Below are 16,992 nucleotides of genomic sequence, written 5' to 3'. Positions count from 1 at the left end.
CGGTGGTTATTTCTTTTGCTCCGCTTTTTTATCTCCCCCGGTAAAACCGGGGGATTTATTTCGCCTCATGGCGCCATGCAAAAGAGCCGTGCCAAAAGGCACGGCTCTCATTGTTTGTTCTCGGAAGATGTTACTAGACAAGCCTCAGTCGCATTTTTGAGGTACAACAATTTGAGTTTTGTATTTTGGAAAACATCAATAAAATTCCAGTTTTATTGTCAAGAACGCGGGATTTCAAGGTCAAATTGGTTCTTTACAGTATCAATACGCATCCGTTTGCTTACGGAGATGTGCGTCACGGCGCAAAGTTTCTTTGGTTGCAGCCGCTATATCACGGATAACACGGATTTCGTATTCGTCGCAATCTTCCAAGACGAGCGCAATATCCTGTTCCAACTGAACTTTTGCTTTTATGACACTATCGCAAAGTAAATCGTCGCTTGTAATTTTCAAAGCGTTTGCGATATTAACAATGGCATTTAAGCTGACGCGGGTTGTCCCTGTTTCAATGTTGCTTAAATGCGTAGGAGAAACGCCGACCATTTCAGATAGTTTCTCTTGCGTTAAATCCGCTTTGATACGGGCAATCTTGATTCTTTTCCCGATAGCCTTATAGTCAAGTTCCATATTGCACCCCCTCTATTTCAAATTTTCTGCTGAATGTATTGTATCCACGGAGTAGATACATTATAATAATCTATATCCGTATACTACCGATATAGATTAAGAACAAGAAAATAGAGAGGTGTATTATGGTGATTTCCTGTACATTTGCAGGGCATCGGAAAGTCTATGGTCACAATGTTAAAAGCTCGATAGAGATTGCCATTGAGAATATTCTAAAAAAAGACCATTCCTTTGTATTCTATTCCGGCGATATGGGCGAATTTGATAAAATGTGTTCAACTGCTGTCCGAACGGCAAAACGGCGGCACCCTGAACTTGATATAAAGCTACTGGCTGTTCTTCCCTACATGATGACAAAAGTAAATACCGAAAAAGATTCCTATAAGAATCTTTATGACGATATTATTATTCCGATGGAACTATCCCGCGCACATTATAAGTCAGCGATTACAAAGCGGAATCGCTGGATTGTAGACCGATCCGACTTTTTAATTGCTTATGTATATAGAGATTTTGGAGGTGCATATGCAACATTGAAATATGCTTGCCGCAAGAAAAAAGAAATTATCAATCTAGCAAACATAGGAAGACCATAAAATGCAACGATTTCCGAATAAAAAAGACCTTGCAGATTTTACTCTACAAGGTCTCTTTTTATTGCGGGTTTTACAAATCGGGTTTGCCCCAAATCAGAAGATATCTTACTTCCGGGGGTTCTTGATAGCAGCCTGAGCAGCAGCCAGACGTGCGATCGGAACACGGAAGGGAGAGCAGGAAACATAGGTCAGGCCTACGTTGTGGCAGAACTCGATGGTGGTCGGGTCGCCGCCATGCTCGCCGCAAATACCCAGAATGATGTCGGGACGGACGCCCTTGCCCTTTTCGGAAGCCATCTTCACCAGCTGACCAACGCCCTCCTGGTCCAGACGGGCAAACGGATCGTTCTCATAAATCTTATTCTCATAATAAGAGCTCAGGAACTTTCCGGCGTCGTCACGGGAGAAGCCGAAGGTCATCTGGGTCAGGTCGTTGGTGCCGAAGGAGAAGAACTCTGCCTCTTCTGCGATCTTATCGGCAGTCAGGGCTGCGCGGGGAATCTCGATCATGGTGCCGACCTTGTACTTCAGATCGACGCCTGCCTCGGCAATGATGCGGTCGGCAGTTTCCACCACGGTCTTCTTGACGAACTTCAATTCCTTGACTTCGCCCACCAGCGGGATCATGATCTCGGGCACGATATGCCACTCAGGGTGTGCCTTGCTGACATTGATCGCAGCCTTGATGACAGCTTCGGTCTGCATTTCAGCGATCTCAGGATAGGTGACAGCCAGACGGCAGCCGCGATGACCCATCATGGGGTTGAACTCATGCAGAGAGGAGATGATAGCCTTGATGTCCTCGACCGTCTTCCCCTGCGCCTTTGCCAGAGCCTCGATGTCCTTTTCCTCGGTGGGAACGAACTCGTGCAGAGGCGGGTCGAGGAAGCGGATATTTACATGCTTGCCCTCGAGCGCTTCGTACAGCTTCTCGAAGTCGCCCTGCTGCATGGGCTCCAGCTTGGCAAGGGCAGCCTTGCGCTGCTCAACGGTATCGGAGCAGATCATCTCACGGATCGCGGCGATACGGTCAGGATCGAAGAACATATGCTCGGTACGGCACAGACCGATGCCCTGGGCGCCGAATTCCACTGCCTGCTGAGCGTCCTTGGGGGTGTCGGCGTTAGTGCGGACCTCCAGCTGGCGGTACTTGTCGGACAGCTCCATGATACGTCCGAAATAGCCGCCCTTTGCGTTGGCGGGAACGGTGGGGATCGCTTCACCGTAGATATTGCCGGTGGTGCCGTCCAGAGAGATGTAGTCGCCCTCATGATAGGTGCGGCCGTTCAGCTCGAACTTCTTGTTGGCTTCGTCCATCTTGATGGCACCGCAGCCGGAAACACAGCAGGTGCCCATACCGCGGGCAACCACAGCGGCGTGGCTGGTCATGCCGCCGCGCACGGTGAGAATGCCCTGTGCATGGTGCATACCTTCAATATCCTCAGGAGAGGTCTCCAGACGAACCAGAACGACCTTCTCGCCCTTCTGACCCTGCTCTACCGCGTCTTCCGCAGTAAAGACGATCTTGCCGCAGGCAGCTCCGGGAGAAGCAGCCAGAGCGGAAGCTACGGGAGTGGCAGCCTTCAGAGCCTTGGGATCGAACTGGGGATGCAGCAGAGCGTCCAGCTGCTTGGGATCGATCATCAGCAGGGCGTCTTCCTCTGTCTTCATGCCCTCGTCGATCAGGTCGCAGGCGATCTTGATGGCGGCAGTAGCGGTGCGCTTGCCGTTTCTGGTCTGCAGCATGTACAGCTTGCCGTGCTCCACAGTGAACTCCATGTCCTGCATATCGTGATAATGGTCTTCCAGAGTCTTGCACACGGACTGGAACTGTGTGAAAGCCTCGGGGAACTTCTCAGCCATCTGAGCGATGGGCATGGGAGTGCGCACGCCGGCGACCACGTCTTCGCCCTGAGCGTTGGTCAGGAACTCGCCCATCAGCTTCTTCTCGCCGGTGGCAGGGTCACGGGTGAACGCAACGCCTGTGCCGCAGTCGTCGCCCATATTGCCGAACGCCATCATCTGTACGTTGACGGCGGTGCCCCAGGAATAGGGGATCTCGTTCATCATACGGTACACATTGGCGCGGGGGTTGTCCCAGGAACGGAACACAGCCTTGATTGCGCCCATCAGCTGCTCCACGGGGTCGGAGGGGAAGTCCTCGCCGATCTTCGCCTTGTACTCTGCCTTGAACTGGTTTGCCAGCTCCTTCAGGTCCTCGGCGGTCAGCTCGGTATCCTGCGTGACGCCCTTCTTCTCCTTCATTTCGTCAATCAGCTGCTCGAAGTACTTCTTGCCGACTTCCATAACAACGTCGGAGTACATCTGGATAAATCTTCTGTAGCAGTCATATGCCCAGCGGGGATTGCCGGACATCTCCGCCATGACCTCCACCACTTCCTCGTTCAGACCGAGGTTCAGAATGGTGTCCATCATGCCGGGCATGGAAGCGCGGGCGCCGGAACGGACGGAAACCAGCAGAGGATTGGTCTTGTCGCCAAACTTCTTTCCTGTGATCTCCTCCATCTTGCCCACATACTCCATGATCTGAGCCTGGATTTCATCATTGATTTTGCGACCGTCCTCATAATACTGAGTGCACGCCTCGGTGCTGATGGTGAAGCCCTGAGGAACGGGAAGACCGATCTTGGTCATCTCCGCAAGGTTTGCACCCTTACCGCCGAGAAGCTCCCGCATGGATGCGTCGCCTTCACTGAACAGATAAACGTACTTGTGGCTCATTGGTATCTACCTCCTAAAAATGTTCAACCGGCGCCGAACTTCCGACTTCCGGGTGACAGCAAAACTGACCGTTCAGCAAGAGAAAACTTGTCCGCACGGCTTCCGTTTCAAAAATTATACCAAAGTTTTCCGAAAAATTCCATAGGAAATGCAAAGAATTTTTCAAAAATTTTTCGGAATCGTAAATTCTTTCCGCTTTCTCCCCTGTTTTCCTCTGAAAATAGGCAAAAATACCGCTTGAAAAAATTCCCAAGGGCTGGCATAATAGACACTGGACGCCAGGTATTTGGATACAAAACAGGCATTTGGAAGGTGGGTAGAGTTTTTCTGCCCGCCCCTGTTGTGCGTTCGGAGAAACGGCGGAGGAAAGGAAAACGATTGGAACTATGCTGAATTTTTTCAAGAAGTCTCCTGCCCAGAGCGGCAGCGTGGAATTTATGATAGTCGGGCTGGGGAACCCCGGCAAGCAGTACGAGAACACCCGGCACAACGCGGGCTACATGGCGCTGGATACCCTGGCGGAAAAAAATCACGGGGAGATCAGGCGTATCAAATATAAAGGGCTGGTGGGAGAATGCCGGCTTGCCGGCAAGCGTGTGCTGCTGTTGAAGCCCACCACCTTTATGAATCTCAGCGGGCAATCGGTGCAGGAAGCTATGCGCTTTTACAAGCTGCCGCCGGAACGGGTGCTGATCCTCTTTGACGACATCAATCTGGAGCCGGGCAGGCTGCGGGTCCGCCGGAAGGGCAGCGACGGCGGGCACAACGGCATGAAGAACATCATCTATCTTTCCGGCTCCGACCAGTTCCCACGGGTCAAGATCGGCGTGGGACAAAAGCCCCACCCGGATTACGACCTGGCGGACTGGGTGCTGTCCCGCTTTACGGACAAGGAGCTGAAAGAGCTGCGCCCCGCGTTGGAAAACGCCGCAGCGGCAGCGGAGTTGATCGTCAAGGGCGAGCTGGACCGCGCCATGAACCTGTATAACTGACACACTTTACTTTCGGAAAGGAGCAGGGACACCTGTGAAGCTACTCAGCAACGGGCTGAAACGGTTGCCGGAATACCAAAGCCTGTCCCAGGCGGTAAAAAAGAACGCCCTGCCCGGGGCGGTGACGGGCGTTTCCGGCATTCACAAATGCGGCATAGTCAGCACCCTTTTGGAGGAAACCGGGAAACGGGCGCTGGTACTGGCGGCAGACGAAGCGGAAGCCCAGCGGTTCTGCGAAGATTTGCAGGCGCTGGGAAATTCCCCTGTGCTCTACCCCCTCCGGGATTTCAATTACCGGGACACCGCGGGAACTTCTCATGAATATGAGCGCCTGCGGCTGGAAGCGCTGACCCGTATCCTGAACGGCGCCTGCGACTGTGTGGTCGCCTGCATGGACGCGGCGCTGCAATACACCACCCCGCCGGAGGAATTGCAAAAACGCCTGTTTCTTTTGAAATCCGGCGAGGAAATGGAAATAGACGACCTGCTGGCCGCACTGGTAAACTGCGGGTACACCAGAGAGGAACAGATAGAGGGACCGGGACAGTTCAGCCGCAGGGGCGGCATTGTGGACTTCTTCTCCCCCGGCAGCCTGAACCCGGTGCGGGTGGAATTCTGGGGCGACGAGATAGATTCCGTTTCCTATTTTGACACGGCGACGCAGCGGAGGACCGATCCCATCGACGAGGTGACCCTCGCCCCCTGCGTGGAGGTCATTGTGAACGAACCTGCGCAGCTGGCAGGTAAAATAGAAAAGCTGGCAGGCACGCTCCGGGGCAAAACTGCGCCGAAAGCCAGAGAAATCCTGAACAATGAGGCGGAAAAGCTGCGCAACGGGCTGCACCTCGGTTCATCGGACAAATTTATTTCTATGGTCTATCCCCGTACCGCTACGCTGTTCGATTACTTTTCCCCGGAGGACAGCCTGGTCGTCTTTTCCGAGGGAAATAAGCTGAAGGAAAGAATGCGCACCACCCTGTGGCAGTGGGGCGAAGATTTGAAATCTTATCTGACGGAAGGTATCCTCTGCAAGGGCTTGGATCGGTACAGCGAGGACTGGGAGTACGCGCTGGCGAAATCTCAGGCGCTCCCCACCCTGTTCCTGGATATTTTTGCCCGGGGCAGCTATGAAGTCCCGACAAAGACGCTCATCAACATGACCGTCCGGCAGCTTCCCGTTTGGGGCGGCGGGACCCAGCTGCTCCTGGACGACCTCTCCTCCCTGCTTTCCCAGGGGCGCGCCTGCGTGGTGCTGGCAGGAACGGCAAAGGCGGCTTCCGCTCTGGCGGAGGACCTGAAACAGGCAGGGCTGCCCGCGTCCTATCTGGAAGCCCCCTCCACCGCCGCCAAGGGAACCGTCACCGTGACGGAGGGAACGCTCTCCGCCGGGTTCGACCTGCCGGGGGCGGGCTTTGCCCTGATCACCCACGGCAGGCTGATGGCGGCGAAAGCGAAAAAAGCAAAGCGGGACAAAAACAGCAAGGAGATATCCAACCTTTCCGAGCTGTCGCCCGGAGATTACGTGGTGCATTCCGCCCACGGCATCGGCGTGTTCGAGGGGATACACAAGCTGGAAATGAACGGTATTATCAAGGATTATATCAAGGTCCGCTATGCCAAAAACGACACGCTGTATGTCCCCGTCACCCAGCTGGACATGGTTTCCAAATATATCGGTCCCAGAGAGGACGCCAATGTAAAGCTGAGCCGGCTGGGCGGCACGGACTGGCAAAGGCAGAAAACGCGGGTCCGGGCGGCGGTGAAGGACATCGCCAAGGACCTGATCCAGCTCTATGCCCAGAGAATGCAGCAGCAGGGCTTTGCCTTTCCCCCGGACGGCGAATGGCAGCACGACTTTGAATCCCACTTTGAATTTGAGGAGACGGAAGACCAGCTGCGGTGCGTCAATGAGATCAAGGACGACATGGAGCGGAATGTCCCCATGGACAGGCTGCTCTGCGGCGACGTGGGCTTCGGCAAAACGGAAGTCGCCCTGCGGGCGGCGTTCAAGTGTGTCGCCGCCGGAAAGCAGTGCGCCATTCTCGTGCCCACCACAATTCTGGCATGGCAGCACTACCAGACCATTTTGCGGCGCATGGAGGGCTTCCCCGTAGATGTGGAGCTGCTTTCCCGGTTCCGCACGGCAAAACAGCAGGAAGAGATACTGAAAAAGGTCAAGCGCGGCAGCATGGATATCGTGGTCGGCACTCACCGGCTGGTATCCAAAGACGTGCAGTTCCACGACCTTGGGCTGGTCATCATCGACGAGGAACAGCGGTTCGGCGTGGCGCAGAAGGAGCGGCTGAAAGCCCTGTGCAAGACCGCCGACGTCCTGACCCTTTCCGCTACTCCCATTCCCCGCACCCTGAACATGGCGCTTTCCGGCATTCGGGATATGTCGGTGATCGAGGAAGCCCCCCTTGACCGCCACCCCGTACAGACCTACGTGCTGGAATATGACACCGGCGTGCTCTATGACGCCATTCGGCGCGAGCTGCGCCGGGGCGGGCAGGTCTATTATCTGCACAACGATGTGGCGTCTATCGAGCGGGTCGCCGCACGGATTCAGCAAAGTATCCCGGAAGCCAGAGTAGGCGTGGGGCACGGCAAGATGAACGAGGAAGAGCTTTCGGAAATCTGGCGGCAGTTACTGGACCATGAGATCGACATTCTGGTCTGCACCACGATCATCGAAACCGGCGTGGACGTCCCCACCGCCAACACGCTCATCATTGAAAACGCCGACCGCATGGGACTTTCCCAGCTTCACCAGCTTCGGGGGCGCGTGGGGCGGAGCAACCGCCGGGCATACGCTTACCTGACCTATGCCCCCAACAAGGTGCTGACCGAGATCGCCCAGAAGCGGCTTTCCGCGATCCGGGAATTTACGGAATTCGGCTCAGGCTTCAAAATCGCCATGCGCGATCTGGAGATCCGGGGCGCAGGCAATATTCTGGGCGGCGAGCAGCACGGGCACATGGAGACCGTGGGCTACGATATGTATATCAAGCTGCTGGGCGAGGCGGTCAGCCTGATGAAGGGCGAAGAGGACGTCCGCCCGGTGGACGAGGGGTGCCTTGTGGATATGCAGGTGGAGGCGCATATCCCCGAAAGCTATATCAGCAGCACCAACCTGCGGCTGGACGTGTACCGCCGCATTGCCGATATCCGCAACGCCGAGGACGCGCTGGACGTGACCGACGAGCTGATCGACCGCTTCGGCGACCCGCCCGCTTCCGTCAAGGGGCTTCTGGACGTGGCTCTGCTGCGGAACACCGCTTCCCAGCTGGGGCTTTCGGAGATCAAGCAGCAGGGCGACTCCCTTTTCCTATATAAAAAGGAATTTGACCTGGAGCTGGTGGGCAGCCTGATCCGCGCCATGAACGGCAGGGTCATGCTTAGCGCCGGGAGCAGACCCTACATCAGCGTAAAAATCGGTTCCAAATCACCGCTGGAAGCTCTTTCGGAAATCCTTTCCGCCATGGAACAGACGGCACAATAGGCAGTTTGCCGCAATTTTCAAAAATCTATTTTCTTTTTCCGTTTTTTGTGGTAGACAATTTCGGAAAAATGCGATATAATATTTCACGTTCTTTGCAGTTCCCTGCAAAATCCCACTTTTTTGAAAGGCTTGATATCTTATGAAAAACACTCTGAAAAAGGCTTTTGCCGCTGTTCTGGCCGCCGCTTTGTGCCTGAGCTTCAGCGGGTGCTACGACGAAAACAAAACCTGGGCTGCAAAAAAAGGCGAGGAGACCCTCCCCATCGGCAGCTATATCTATTATCTGAATTCCTCCTACTCCGAGGCAATGGGCAAGGTCGCTTCCGACGCCGAGGTGCTGAAGTCCACCATCGACGGCAAGGACGCCGAAACATGGATCAAGGAGCGCGCCGAGAGCTATGTGAAGTCCTATTACTATGTCAAGGAGAAGTTTGACGAGCTGGGGCTGGAGCTGACCGAAGAGGACAACACCTCCATCGACAGCAACACCGACAGCTACTGGTCTTATTATAAAACCGGCTTTGAAAACATGGGGATCGCCAAGGAATCCTTCCGCACCGCCTTTACCCTGTACAACACAAAGATGCAGAAGCTCATGTTCACCATGTACGGCAAGGGCGGCGAAATGGAGCTTTCCGATGACGATCTGAAAAACTATGTTGTAGACAACTATTACAACTACAGCTACTTCTCCGCTTCCCTCACCACCACCGACGAAGATGGCAACTCCACCAGCCTGACCGACGAGGAAAAGACCGCCCTCAAAACAAAGCTGGAGGGCTACGTCAAGACCATCAACAGCGGCAAGACCACGATCCAGGAGGCTGCCACCGAGTATGCCAAGGACGAGCTGGGCGGCGAGGAAAACTCCACCTTCTCCGAGGGCTCCCCGGTTCAGAAGGATAACCTGAACGACGCTGTACGCAACGGCATTGAAAGCGTCAAGGATAAGGAAGCTGTCTTTGTGGAAACCTCCTCCGCTTACCTGGTCATCTACCGCCTGCCCGTTGAGGACGGCTTTGACAGCATGATCGCTGAAGAAAGCGGCAGGAACAACCTGATCAGCACGATGAAATCGGAGGAGTTTGACGATTATGTGCTGGAGCAGAGCAAAAATGTGGAGGGCGTGGAGCTGAATACCGCCGCCATGAACAGCATCAAGCTGAAGTCCATGGTGACCGACAGCAACAAGAACGGCACCTCCAGCGCCGCTTCTGACGATGATACCACCTCCTCTCAGGCAGAGGGAGACGCTTCCGGCGTAAGTTCCGAATCTTGACGGCAGCAAAATAAGATGATCGCAGCGGGACGGCAAAAGCCGTTCCGCTTTTTTTGCCGGAAAACCGTATTTTGCCCCGATCCGTGAACTTTTTGTAAATTTCATAAACAGCCCTTATCGGCGCGGAAATCCGGGGCAAATTTTGCTGGAAAATTTTTGACATTTGCTTCCAAAAGGGGTATAATAACTGACATATACCTGAACATGCGGGCGCAGGCTCTGCGCCCGGAAAATCAGGCTCCTACTCCCTGCTTTCCCGCTGATAAAAGCAGGCTGTACAGGAAGGACAGGAGGTGAAAGTATCTTGGCAAAAGAAACCATGCAGGCAGTCAGCGAGGCGGAAAAAGCCGCCCACCAGCTCATACTGCAGGCAAGGGAAGAAAGCGCGCGGCTGGTAGCTGAGGCGGAAGCACAAAGCAAAAAGCTGCTGGCGGACGCGGAAAAGGAAGCCCTCAAACGGGTGGAGGTCCTCTGCGGCGTGGCGCGTGCCGACGGAGAAAAGCAAAAAGCGCGCTCTCTTCAGGAAACCGAGGAGGAGCAGACCCGCCTGCGGGAAGCTGCCGCTGCCGCCCTGCCCCGCACGGCGGAGGAAATCACAAGGACCGTATTGGGTCAGGCGGAAAGGAGGTAGTTCCGATGGCAGTGCTTGAAATGAAGCGTATCAATATTTATGCGCTGAAAAGCAGCCGCAAAAAAATTCTGGAGCTGCTTCAGCGCCGGGGCGTTGTGGAGATCAACTCCCCAAAGGAAGCGGAAGAATTCTTTTCCCAGACCGATACGGATTCTGCCCGGCTCACCTTTGAAAAGAACATTCAGCTTTTGAACAATTCCGTGGAAACTTTGAACCAGTATTCCCCGCCGCCCAAGGGGCTTCCCGCCGTATTGACCGGGCGAAAGCCCATCACTGTGGAGCAGTATGACGAGACTGCCCTGGCCGCCCCGGAAGTGACAAAGGCCGCTTCCCGCATTGTGGCGCTGGGCAAGAAAATCACGGACAGCCAGGCGGAAATCCTGCGCCTGGACGCTCAGATAGAAGCCTTGCAGCCCTGGCTGGGGCTGGACGTCTCCATGCGCACCATCGGCACCAATTCCACCAGCGTGTTCATCGGCTCCTTCCCGGAAGAACTGACCGAAGGCGAGCTGAAGGATCGTCTGGCTGAGGCGCTGCCGGAGGTCTCCGCCCTGGAGGCTGAGATCGTCAGCTCCCGCCCGCAGCAGACCTGCGCCTTTATCATTTGCCTTGGAAAATATGGAATGCAGGTGGAAGCCGCGCTGCGCGCCATGGGCTTTACCTACCCTGCCGCTCCCTCAAAAATCTCCCCTGCCGAACGGGCGGAGGAGCTGAAAAGGCGCAGGGACAAGGAGCAGGCGGAGATCGACGCCGCAAAAAAGGAGATCGCTTCCTACGCGGACAAGCGGGAAGCCCTGCTCTTTACGGCGGACTACTACACCATGCGCGCTGAAAAGTATAAGGTTCTGGGCGAGCTGTGGCAAAGCCCCCATGTGTTCCAGGTAACGGGGTACATTCCCGCCGAAAACGCTCCCGCGCTGGAACAGGAGCTGGAAAGCACCTTCCACGCCTATGTCGAGCTGGAAACGCCCGCCGAGGACGAAGACGTGCCTGTGAAACTGAAGAACAATTTCTTTGCCGCCCCTGTGGAGGGCGTGGTAGAAGGTTACAGCCTGCCGGGCAAACACGAATGCGACCCCTCCTTTATCATGTCGCTTTTTTACTATGTGCTGTTCGGCATGATGCTTTCCGACGCGGCTTACGGTCTTTTGATGGTGCTGGGCTGCGGCTTTGTTCTCTGGAAATTCAAAAATATTGAGCCCGGTTTGAGAAAGACCCTGAAAATGTTTCTCTACTGCGGCGTTTCCACCACTTTCTGGGGCGTAATGTTCGGCGGATATTTCGGAGACGCCGTTTCCGTGATCGCCAAAACGTTTTTTAACTCCGACTTTACGATCCCGCCCCTGTGGTTCGCGCCGCTGGACGAACCCATGCGGCTGCTGATGTTCTCTTTCCTGCTGGGCGTTATCCACCTGTTCACCGGGCTGGGGGTGCAGTTCTACCAGTTGGCAAAACGGAAGAAATTTGCCGACGCGCTGTACGACGTGGTGTTCTGGTACTTTTTGGTAGGCGGGCTGATTTTGCTGCTGGTGTCCACGGATATGTTCCGGGATATGGCGGGGCTGTCCTTTACCCTGCCCCCCATTGTGGGCACGCTGGCGGCGGTTTTCGCCGGGATCGGCGCTGTGGGCATCGTCCTCACCGCCGGACGGGAATCCAAAAGCATCGGCAAGCGCTTCTTAAAGGGACTGTACGGGCTGTACGGCGTTTCCAGCTATCTCAGCGACATTCTCTCCTATTCCCGTCTTCTGGCGCTGGGGCTTGCCACCGGGGTCATCGCCACGGTGTTTAATCAATTGGGCAGCATGATGGGCGGCGGCGTATTCGGCGCGATCTTCTTTATCATCGTTTTTGTGATCGGTCATGTGTTGAACCTGGCGATCAACCTACTGGGCGCGTATGTCCACACCAACAGATTACAGTATGTGGAGTTCTTTGGTAAATTTTACGAGGGAAATGGGCGCAAATTCGCGCCGTTTACCGCAAATACAAAACATTTCAAAATTACGGAGGAAAAGTAAATGAAATTCGATTGGAACACTATGGGTATCGTTTTTGCCCTGCTGGGCGCAATCCTTGCCACCTTTATGGGCGGCATCGGCTCTGCCATCGGCGTGAGCATGACCGGCCGTGCCGCCGCGGGCGTTGTGACCGAGGACCCCAGCCAGTTCGGTAAGGTGCTGATTTTGCAGCTTCTGCCCGGTACACAGGGCATTTACGGTCTGCTGATCGGCTTTGTCACCCTGACGCAGATCGGCGTGATGGGCGGCTCCTCTGACATCAGCCTGATCAAGGGGCTCCTGTATCTTGCTTCCTGCCTGCCCATGGCTATCGTGGGCTGGGTCTCCGCTTTGCAGCAGGCAAAGGCGTCCGTTGCCAGTATCGCGCTGGTCGCCAAGAAGCCTGACCAGTTCGGCAAGGCTATGATCTTCCCCGCCATGGTGGAGACCTACGCCGTGTTCGCTCTGCTGATCTCTATCCTCGCTATTTTCGGCGTCAGCAGTCTGGCTCTGTAAGACCGACCCGATCCTGCCCGCAAGTTTTTTGCGGAGAACAAGAGGAAGGAGCGATACCATGACAGGACTGGAAACCATACTCAGTCAAATAGACAGCGACGCCCGGCAAGAAGCGGAAGGGCTGCTTGCCGCCGCAAAGGGCAAAGCCGATGAAATCCTGGCTGCCGCAAAAGAAGAAGCTGCGAAAAAAACGCAGGATATCCTGCAAAACGGCGAAAAAAAAGCCCAAGATATCCGTGAGAGAGCCGATTCCGCCGCCGAGCTTGCGCGCCGCAACGCCATGCTGACCTTTAAGCAGCAGGTGATCCGCGACGCCATCGACAAGACAAGATCGTCTCTGGAAGCCGCCCCGGACAAGGAATATTTTGCTATGCTGCTGCAGCTTGTGTCCCGCTTTGCCGGAGAAGGCAAGGGGGAAATGCGTCTGAACAGCCGGGACCTGCAGCGGCTGCCGGAAAACTTTGAGGCAGAGCTGAGGCAGGCTGCCCCTCAGGCGGAGATCACCCTCTCAAAGACACCCTGTGACATTGAAAACGGCTTTCTTCTCGTATACGGCGGGATTGACATCAACTGCACCTTCCGGGCCATCTTTGAAGAAGCGGACGGTGAGCTGAGAGACATTGCCGGAAAACTCCTTTTCCCCACTGCCTGACGGCTTTCCGGGCACGGAAGGGCGGGACGGTGTTCCGCCCATGACTCAAACCAAGAGAAAGGAAGTAAGCCATAATCATGAGCAATGATTATATCTATGCGGTGGCAAGGATACGCTCCAAGGAGCTTTCCCTGCTGACCCGTCAGGACATAGACCAGCTGCTTTCCTGTAAAACCTATGACGAATGCCTGCGCGTCCTCCACGACAAGGGCTGGGGGAACGGCTCCGATGATTCCGCCGAGGCGCTTTTGTCGGCGGAGGAGGAAAAGACCTGGGCGCTGATCCGGGAGCTGACCGACGACCTCGCTCTCTTTCAGGTGCTGCTGATCCCCACGGATTACAACAACCTGAAGGCTGCGGTGAAGTGCGTGGTCACCAACACGGAGCCGCACGACGTATTCCTGCCCGGCGGCACCATCGAGCCGGAAGTGATGATGCGCTGTGTGAGGGAAAACAATTTCTCCCCTCTGCCCCCCACTATGGCGGAGGCTGCCGACAGCGCCTACCATACCCTGCTGCACACCGAGGACGGGCAGCTCTGCGACGTCATTCTGGACCGCGCCTGTCTCATGGACGTGCAGAGCGCCGGCAAGGAAGCCGGGCACGAGCTGCTGGGGCAGTACGCGGAGCTGACGGTCGCCATTTCCGATATCAAAATTGCCATGCGCGCCTGCAAGACCGGGAAGTCCAGAGCGTTTCTGGATTCCGCCCTTGCCCCCTGCGCCACATTGGATATCGGCGAGCTGGCTGCCGCCGCCTGCAAAAAGCCGGAGGACGTTTTCGCTTATCTGGCTTCTACGCCATACGGCGGCGCGGCAGAAGAAATGAAAAAATCCTATTCCGCCTTTGAAAAATGGTGCGACAATCAGGTCATCGGGCTGATCCAGGAGCAAAAAACGAATCCCTTTACGGTGGGACCGCTCTTTGCCTATGTGCTTGCCCGGCGCAATGAGATCGCCAGTGTGCGGATCGCTCTGTCCGGCAAGCTCAACCGGCTGGACGAAGATATGATCCGGGAGAGAATGAGGGACATGTATGTATAGGATAGCAGTTTTGGGAGACCGTGACAGCATTTACGGCTTTGCCGCCCTGGGGCTGGATATTTTCCCCGTTCCCGACAGCGAAGCGGGAGCGCGCACCCTGCGGAACCTGGCAGAGCAGGACTATGCCGTCATCTATATCACAGAAGCTCTGGCTGCTCAGCTGGAGGTTGAACTGGAACGCTATCGGGAAGCCCCTCTTCCCGCCATTATCCCCATTCCCGGCGTGCAGGGCAATACCGGCATGGGCGTTGCCATGGTGAAAAAGTCTGTGGAGCAGGCGGTGGGTTCCGATATTATTTTCAATGAAAAATGATCTTCTATCCAGTATCTAGTATCTAACATCAAAAATGAAACGGGTGATCGGATAACATGAGTAAAGGCACGATTAAAAAAGTCGCCGGACCGCTGGTCATCGCCAAAGGAATGCGGGACGCCAATATGTTCGACGTTGTGCGTGTCAGCGACAAGCGCCTGATCGGCGAGATCATCGAAATGCACGGCGATGAAGCCTCCATTCAGGTGTATGAGGAAACCTCCGGGCTGGGTCCCGGCGCCCCTGTGGAATCCACCGGGGAACCCATGAGCGTTGAGCTTGGGCCCGGGCTGATCAGCAGCATTTACGACGGCATTCAGCGGCCTCTGGACGACATCATGAAGGTTTCCGGCAACAATTTGCAGCGCGGCGTGGAAGTTCCTTCGCTGAAACGGGAGCTGCAGTGGGAGTTTGTCCCCTGCGCACAGGCAGGAGATGCTGTCACCGGCGGCGATATTATCGGCACGGTGCAGGAGACGGAGATCGTCTCCCACAAGATCATGATCCCGCCGGGGATCGTGGGCAAGCTGAAAGAAATCAAAAGCGGCAGCTTTACCGTAACGGATACCGTTGCCACTGTGGAAACGCCGGACGGAGCGGAAATCCCCATCACATTGATGCAGAAATGGCCCGTCCGCCGGGGACGCCCCTACAAGCAGAAGCTGTCCCCGGACATGCCGCTTATCACCGGGCAGAGAGTCATCGACACCCTCTTCCCCATTGCCAAGGGCGGCGTGGCAGCCGTTCCCGGTCCTTTCGGCAGCGGCAAGACCGTGGTGCAGCACCAGCTGGCAAAATGGGCCGACGCGGACATCGTGGTCTATATCGGCTGCGGGGAACGCGGCAACGAGATGACCGACGTATTAAACGAGTTCCCGGAGCTGGTAGACCCCAAAACCGGGTATTCCCTGATGAAGCGCACGGTGCTCATCGCCAACACCTCCGATATGCCCGTGGCGGCGCGGGAAGCGTCCATCTACACCGGCATCACCATTGCGGAATATTTCCGCGACATGGGCTATTCCGTGGCACTGATGGCGGATTCCACCTCCCGCTGGGCGGAGGCCCTTCGTGATATGTCCGGCCGTCTGGAAGAGATGCCGGGCGAGGAAGGATATCCGGCCTATCTGGGCTCCCGGCTGGCGCAGTTCTACGAGCGCGCAGGCCGCGTGGTTTCTCTGGGAAAAGAGGGCCGCATGGGAGCGCTCTCGGTCATCGGAGCCGTGTCTCCGCCCGGAGGCGATATTTCAGAGCCGGTGTCCCAGGCGACCCTGCGTATCGTAAAGGTATACTGGGGACTGGATTCTTCGCTGTCCTACAAGCGTCATTTCCCGGCCATCAACTGGCTGACCAGCTACTCTCTGTATCTGGACAATATGGCTGACTGGTTCAATGAGAAGGTTGCTCCTGACTGGATGGAAGACCGTCAGAAGATGATGAGCCTTCTGCAGGATGAGGCTGAACTGGAAGAAATCGTTAAGATGGTAGGTATGGATGCGCTCTCTGCAGGCGACCGTCTGAAAATGGAGGCTGCGCGCTCCATCCGTGAGGACTTCCTGCATCAGAACTCCTTCCATGAAGTAGATACCTACAGTTCTCTGCAGAAACAGTATCTGCTGATGAAACTGGTTATCGCATTTTATGAGCAGTCCAAGGAAGCGCTTGACAAGGGTGCTAATATCCAGGGGCTGATCAAGATGGATGTCCGCGAAAAGATTGGACGTTTCAAATATGTGACAGAAGACAAACTGGACAAAGAATATAAGGCAACAATGGACGAACTTGCTGCTGATATTGCCAATGTATTTGGGAAGGAGGACTTCTAATGCCGAAAGAGTATAGAACCATACAGGAAGTTGCCGGCCCTCTGATGTTGGTGCGCGGTGTTGAAAATGTACATTTTGATGAATTAGGTGAGATCGAGCTGGCAAGCGGTGAGACACGCCGCTGCCGTGTACTTGAAATTAACGGCAGTGATGCCCTGGTACAGCTTTTTGAAAGCTCAACAGGTATCAACCTGTCTGACAGTAAAGTACGTTTCCTCGGACGAAGCATGGAACTGGGTGTGTCTGAAGACATGCTGGGCCGTGTATTCGACG

The 16,992-nt window shown here is 55.4% G+C and carries 14 protein-coding genes and 1 pseudogene; 12 read left to right on the top strand and 3 right to left on the bottom strand.

Features of this window, described 5'->3' with window-relative positions:
- Window positions 1-261: 261 nt before the first annotated feature.
- A complete protein-coding gene (locus AB8996_RS00145) occupies window positions 262-627 on the bottom strand; it encodes a helix-turn-helix domain-containing protein (RefSeq protein WP_369296942.1) in 366 nt (121 codons plus the stop codon).
- Window positions 628-752: 125 nt separating this feature from the next.
- Here AB8996_RS00145 and AB8996_RS00140 point away from each other — a divergent pair, with 125 nt between their 5' ends.
- The gene (locus AB8996_RS00140) at window positions 753-1,223 is read left to right on the top strand and encodes a DUF1273 domain-containing protein (protein ID WP_369296941.1); all 471 of its coding nucleotides are present in this window, start codon (window positions 753-755) and stop codon (window positions 1,221-1,223) included.
- A 105-nt stretch (window positions 1,224-1,328) separates the two neighbouring features.
- Here the strand turns inward: AB8996_RS00140 and ppdK are convergent, their stop codons facing one another.
- Entirely contained in the window at window positions 1,329-3,965 is a 2,637-nt protein-coding gene (gene ppdK, locus AB8996_RS00135; RefSeq protein ID WP_369296940.1) for a pyruvate, phosphate dikinase, read from the bottom strand.
- A 13-nt stretch (window positions 3,966-3,978) separates the two neighbouring features.
- Complete coding sequence (locus AB8996_RS00130) at window positions 3,979-4,368, bottom strand: hypothetical protein (protein WP_369296939.1); 390 nt, start codon at window positions 4,366-4,368, stop codon at window positions 3,979-3,981.
- Here AB8996_RS00130 and pth point away from each other — a divergent pair.
- The 11 genes and pseudogenes from pth to AB8996_RS00075 form a co-directional block, all read left to right on the top strand.
- A complete protein-coding gene (gene pth, locus AB8996_RS00125) occupies window positions 4,352-4,957 on the top strand; it encodes an aminoacyl-tRNA hydrolase (protein ID WP_369296938.1) in 606 nt (201 codons plus the stop codon). The genes AB8996_RS00130 and pth overlap by 17 nt on opposite strands.
- Window positions 4,958-4,991: 34 nt before the next feature.
- Window positions 4,992-8,459 (top strand): transcription-repair coupling factor, encoded by a 3,468-nt coding sequence (gene mfd / locus AB8996_RS00120; protein ID WP_369296937.1) that lies wholly within the window; start codon window positions 4,992-4,994, stop codon window positions 8,457-8,459.
- Window positions 8,460-8,598: 139 nt separating this feature from the next.
- On the top strand, window positions 8,599-9,738 hold the full coding sequence (locus tag AB8996_RS00115; RefSeq protein ID WP_369296936.1) for a hypothetical protein: 1,140 nt from the start codon (window positions 8,599-8,601) through the stop codon (window positions 9,736-9,738).
- A 304-nt stretch (window positions 9,739-10,042) separates the two neighbouring features.
- On the top strand, window positions 10,043-10,369 hold the full coding sequence (locus AB8996_RS00110; RefSeq protein WP_369296935.1) for a hypothetical protein: 327 nt from the start codon (window positions 10,043-10,045) through the stop codon (window positions 10,367-10,369).
- A gap of 5 nt (window positions 10,370-10,374) precedes the next feature.
- A complete protein-coding gene (locus AB8996_RS00105; protein WP_369296934.1) occupies window positions 10,375-12,390 on the top strand; it encodes a V-type ATP synthase subunit I in 2,016 nt (671 codons plus the stop codon).
- Window positions 12,391-12,885, top strand: a complete 495-nt coding sequence (locus AB8996_RS00100) for a V-type ATP synthase subunit K (RefSeq protein WP_369296933.1) — start codon at window positions 12,391-12,393, stop codon at window positions 12,883-12,885.
- Between the two features lie 58 nt (window positions 12,886-12,943).
- Window positions 12,944-13,537 carry a V-type ATP synthase subunit E gene (locus tag AB8996_RS00095; RefSeq protein ID WP_369296932.1) on the top strand — a complete coding sequence of 198 codons (594 nt, stop codon included), beginning with the start codon at window positions 12,944-12,946 and terminating at the stop codon, window positions 13,535-13,537.
- A 77-nt stretch (window positions 13,538-13,614) separates the two neighbouring features.
- The gene (locus AB8996_RS00090; protein WP_369296931.1) at window positions 13,615-14,580 is read left to right on the top strand and encodes a V-type ATPase subunit; all 966 of its coding nucleotides are present in this window, start codon (window positions 13,615-13,617) and stop codon (window positions 14,578-14,580) included.
- A complete protein-coding gene (locus AB8996_RS00085) occupies window positions 14,573-14,893 on the top strand; it encodes a V-type ATP synthase subunit F (RefSeq protein ID WP_369296930.1) in 321 nt (106 codons plus the stop codon). The genes AB8996_RS00090 and AB8996_RS00085 overlap by 8 nt, the downstream gene beginning before the upstream one ends.
- A 56-nt stretch (window positions 14,894-14,949) precedes the next feature.
- Window positions 14,950-16,719 carry a V-type ATP synthase subunit A gene (locus tag AB8996_RS00080; RefSeq protein WP_369296929.1) on the top strand — a complete coding sequence of 590 codons (1,770 nt, stop codon included), beginning with the start codon at window positions 14,950-14,952 and terminating at the stop codon, window positions 16,717-16,719.
- Window positions 16,719-16,992: pseudogene (locus tag AB8996_RS00075) on the top strand (V-type ATP synthase subunit B); the annotation flags it as partial. The gene AB8996_RS00080 and the pseudogene AB8996_RS00075, both read left to right, overlap by 1 nt.

This window comes from uncultured Neglectibacter sp., from assembly GCA_937958185.1.
In the GTDB taxonomy this organism is placed as follows: Bacteria; Bacillota; Clostridia; order Oscillospirales; family Acutalibacteraceae; genus Acutalibacter.
Note: the sequence above shows the minus strand (reverse complement) of the source record. Positions and strands in the feature narration are given on the sequence as shown.

What these genes read in the sequence shown, in the direction of transcription:
- AB8996_RS00090 (WP_369296931.1), top strand. Translation starts at nt 13,615, where the DNA reads ATGAGCAATGATTATATCTATGCGGTGGCAAGGATACGCTCCAAGGAG.
- pth (WP_369296938.1), top strand. Translation starts at nt 4,352, where the DNA reads ATGCTGAATTTTTTCAAGAAGTCTCCTGCCCAGAGCGGCAGCGTGGAA.
- AB8996_RS00100 (WP_369296933.1), top strand. Translation starts at nt 12,391, where the DNA reads ATGAAATTCGATTGGAACACTATGGGTATCGTTTTTGCCCTGCTGGGC.
- AB8996_RS00105 (WP_369296934.1), top strand. Translation starts at nt 10,375, where the DNA reads ATGGCAGTGCTTGAAATGAAGCGTATCAATATTTATGCGCTGAAAAGC.
- AB8996_RS00145 (WP_369296942.1), bottom strand. Translation starts at nt 627, where the DNA reads ATGGAACTTGACTATAAGGCTATCGGGAAAAGAATCAAGATTGCCCGT.
- AB8996_RS00140 (WP_369296941.1), top strand. Translation starts at nt 753, where the DNA reads ATGGTGATTTCCTGTACATTTGCAGGGCATCGGAAAGTCTATGGTCAC.
- AB8996_RS00080 (WP_369296929.1), top strand. Translation starts at nt 14,950, where the DNA reads ATGAGTAAAGGCACGATTAAAAAAGTCGCCGGACCGCTGGTCATCGCC.
- AB8996_RS00085 (WP_369296930.1), top strand. Translation starts at nt 14,573, where the DNA reads ATGTATAGGATAGCAGTTTTGGGAGACCGTGACAGCATTTACGGCTTT.
- ppdK (WP_369296940.1), bottom strand. Translation starts at nt 3,965, where the DNA reads ATGAGCCACAAGTACGTTTATCTGTTCAGTGAAGGCGACGCATCCATG.
- AB8996_RS00095 (WP_369296932.1), top strand. Translation starts at nt 12,944, where the DNA reads ATGACAGGACTGGAAACCATACTCAGTCAAATAGACAGCGACGCCCGG.
- AB8996_RS00115 (WP_369296936.1), top strand. Translation starts at nt 8,599, where the DNA reads ATGAAAAACACTCTGAAAAAGGCTTTTGCCGCTGTTCTGGCCGCCGCT.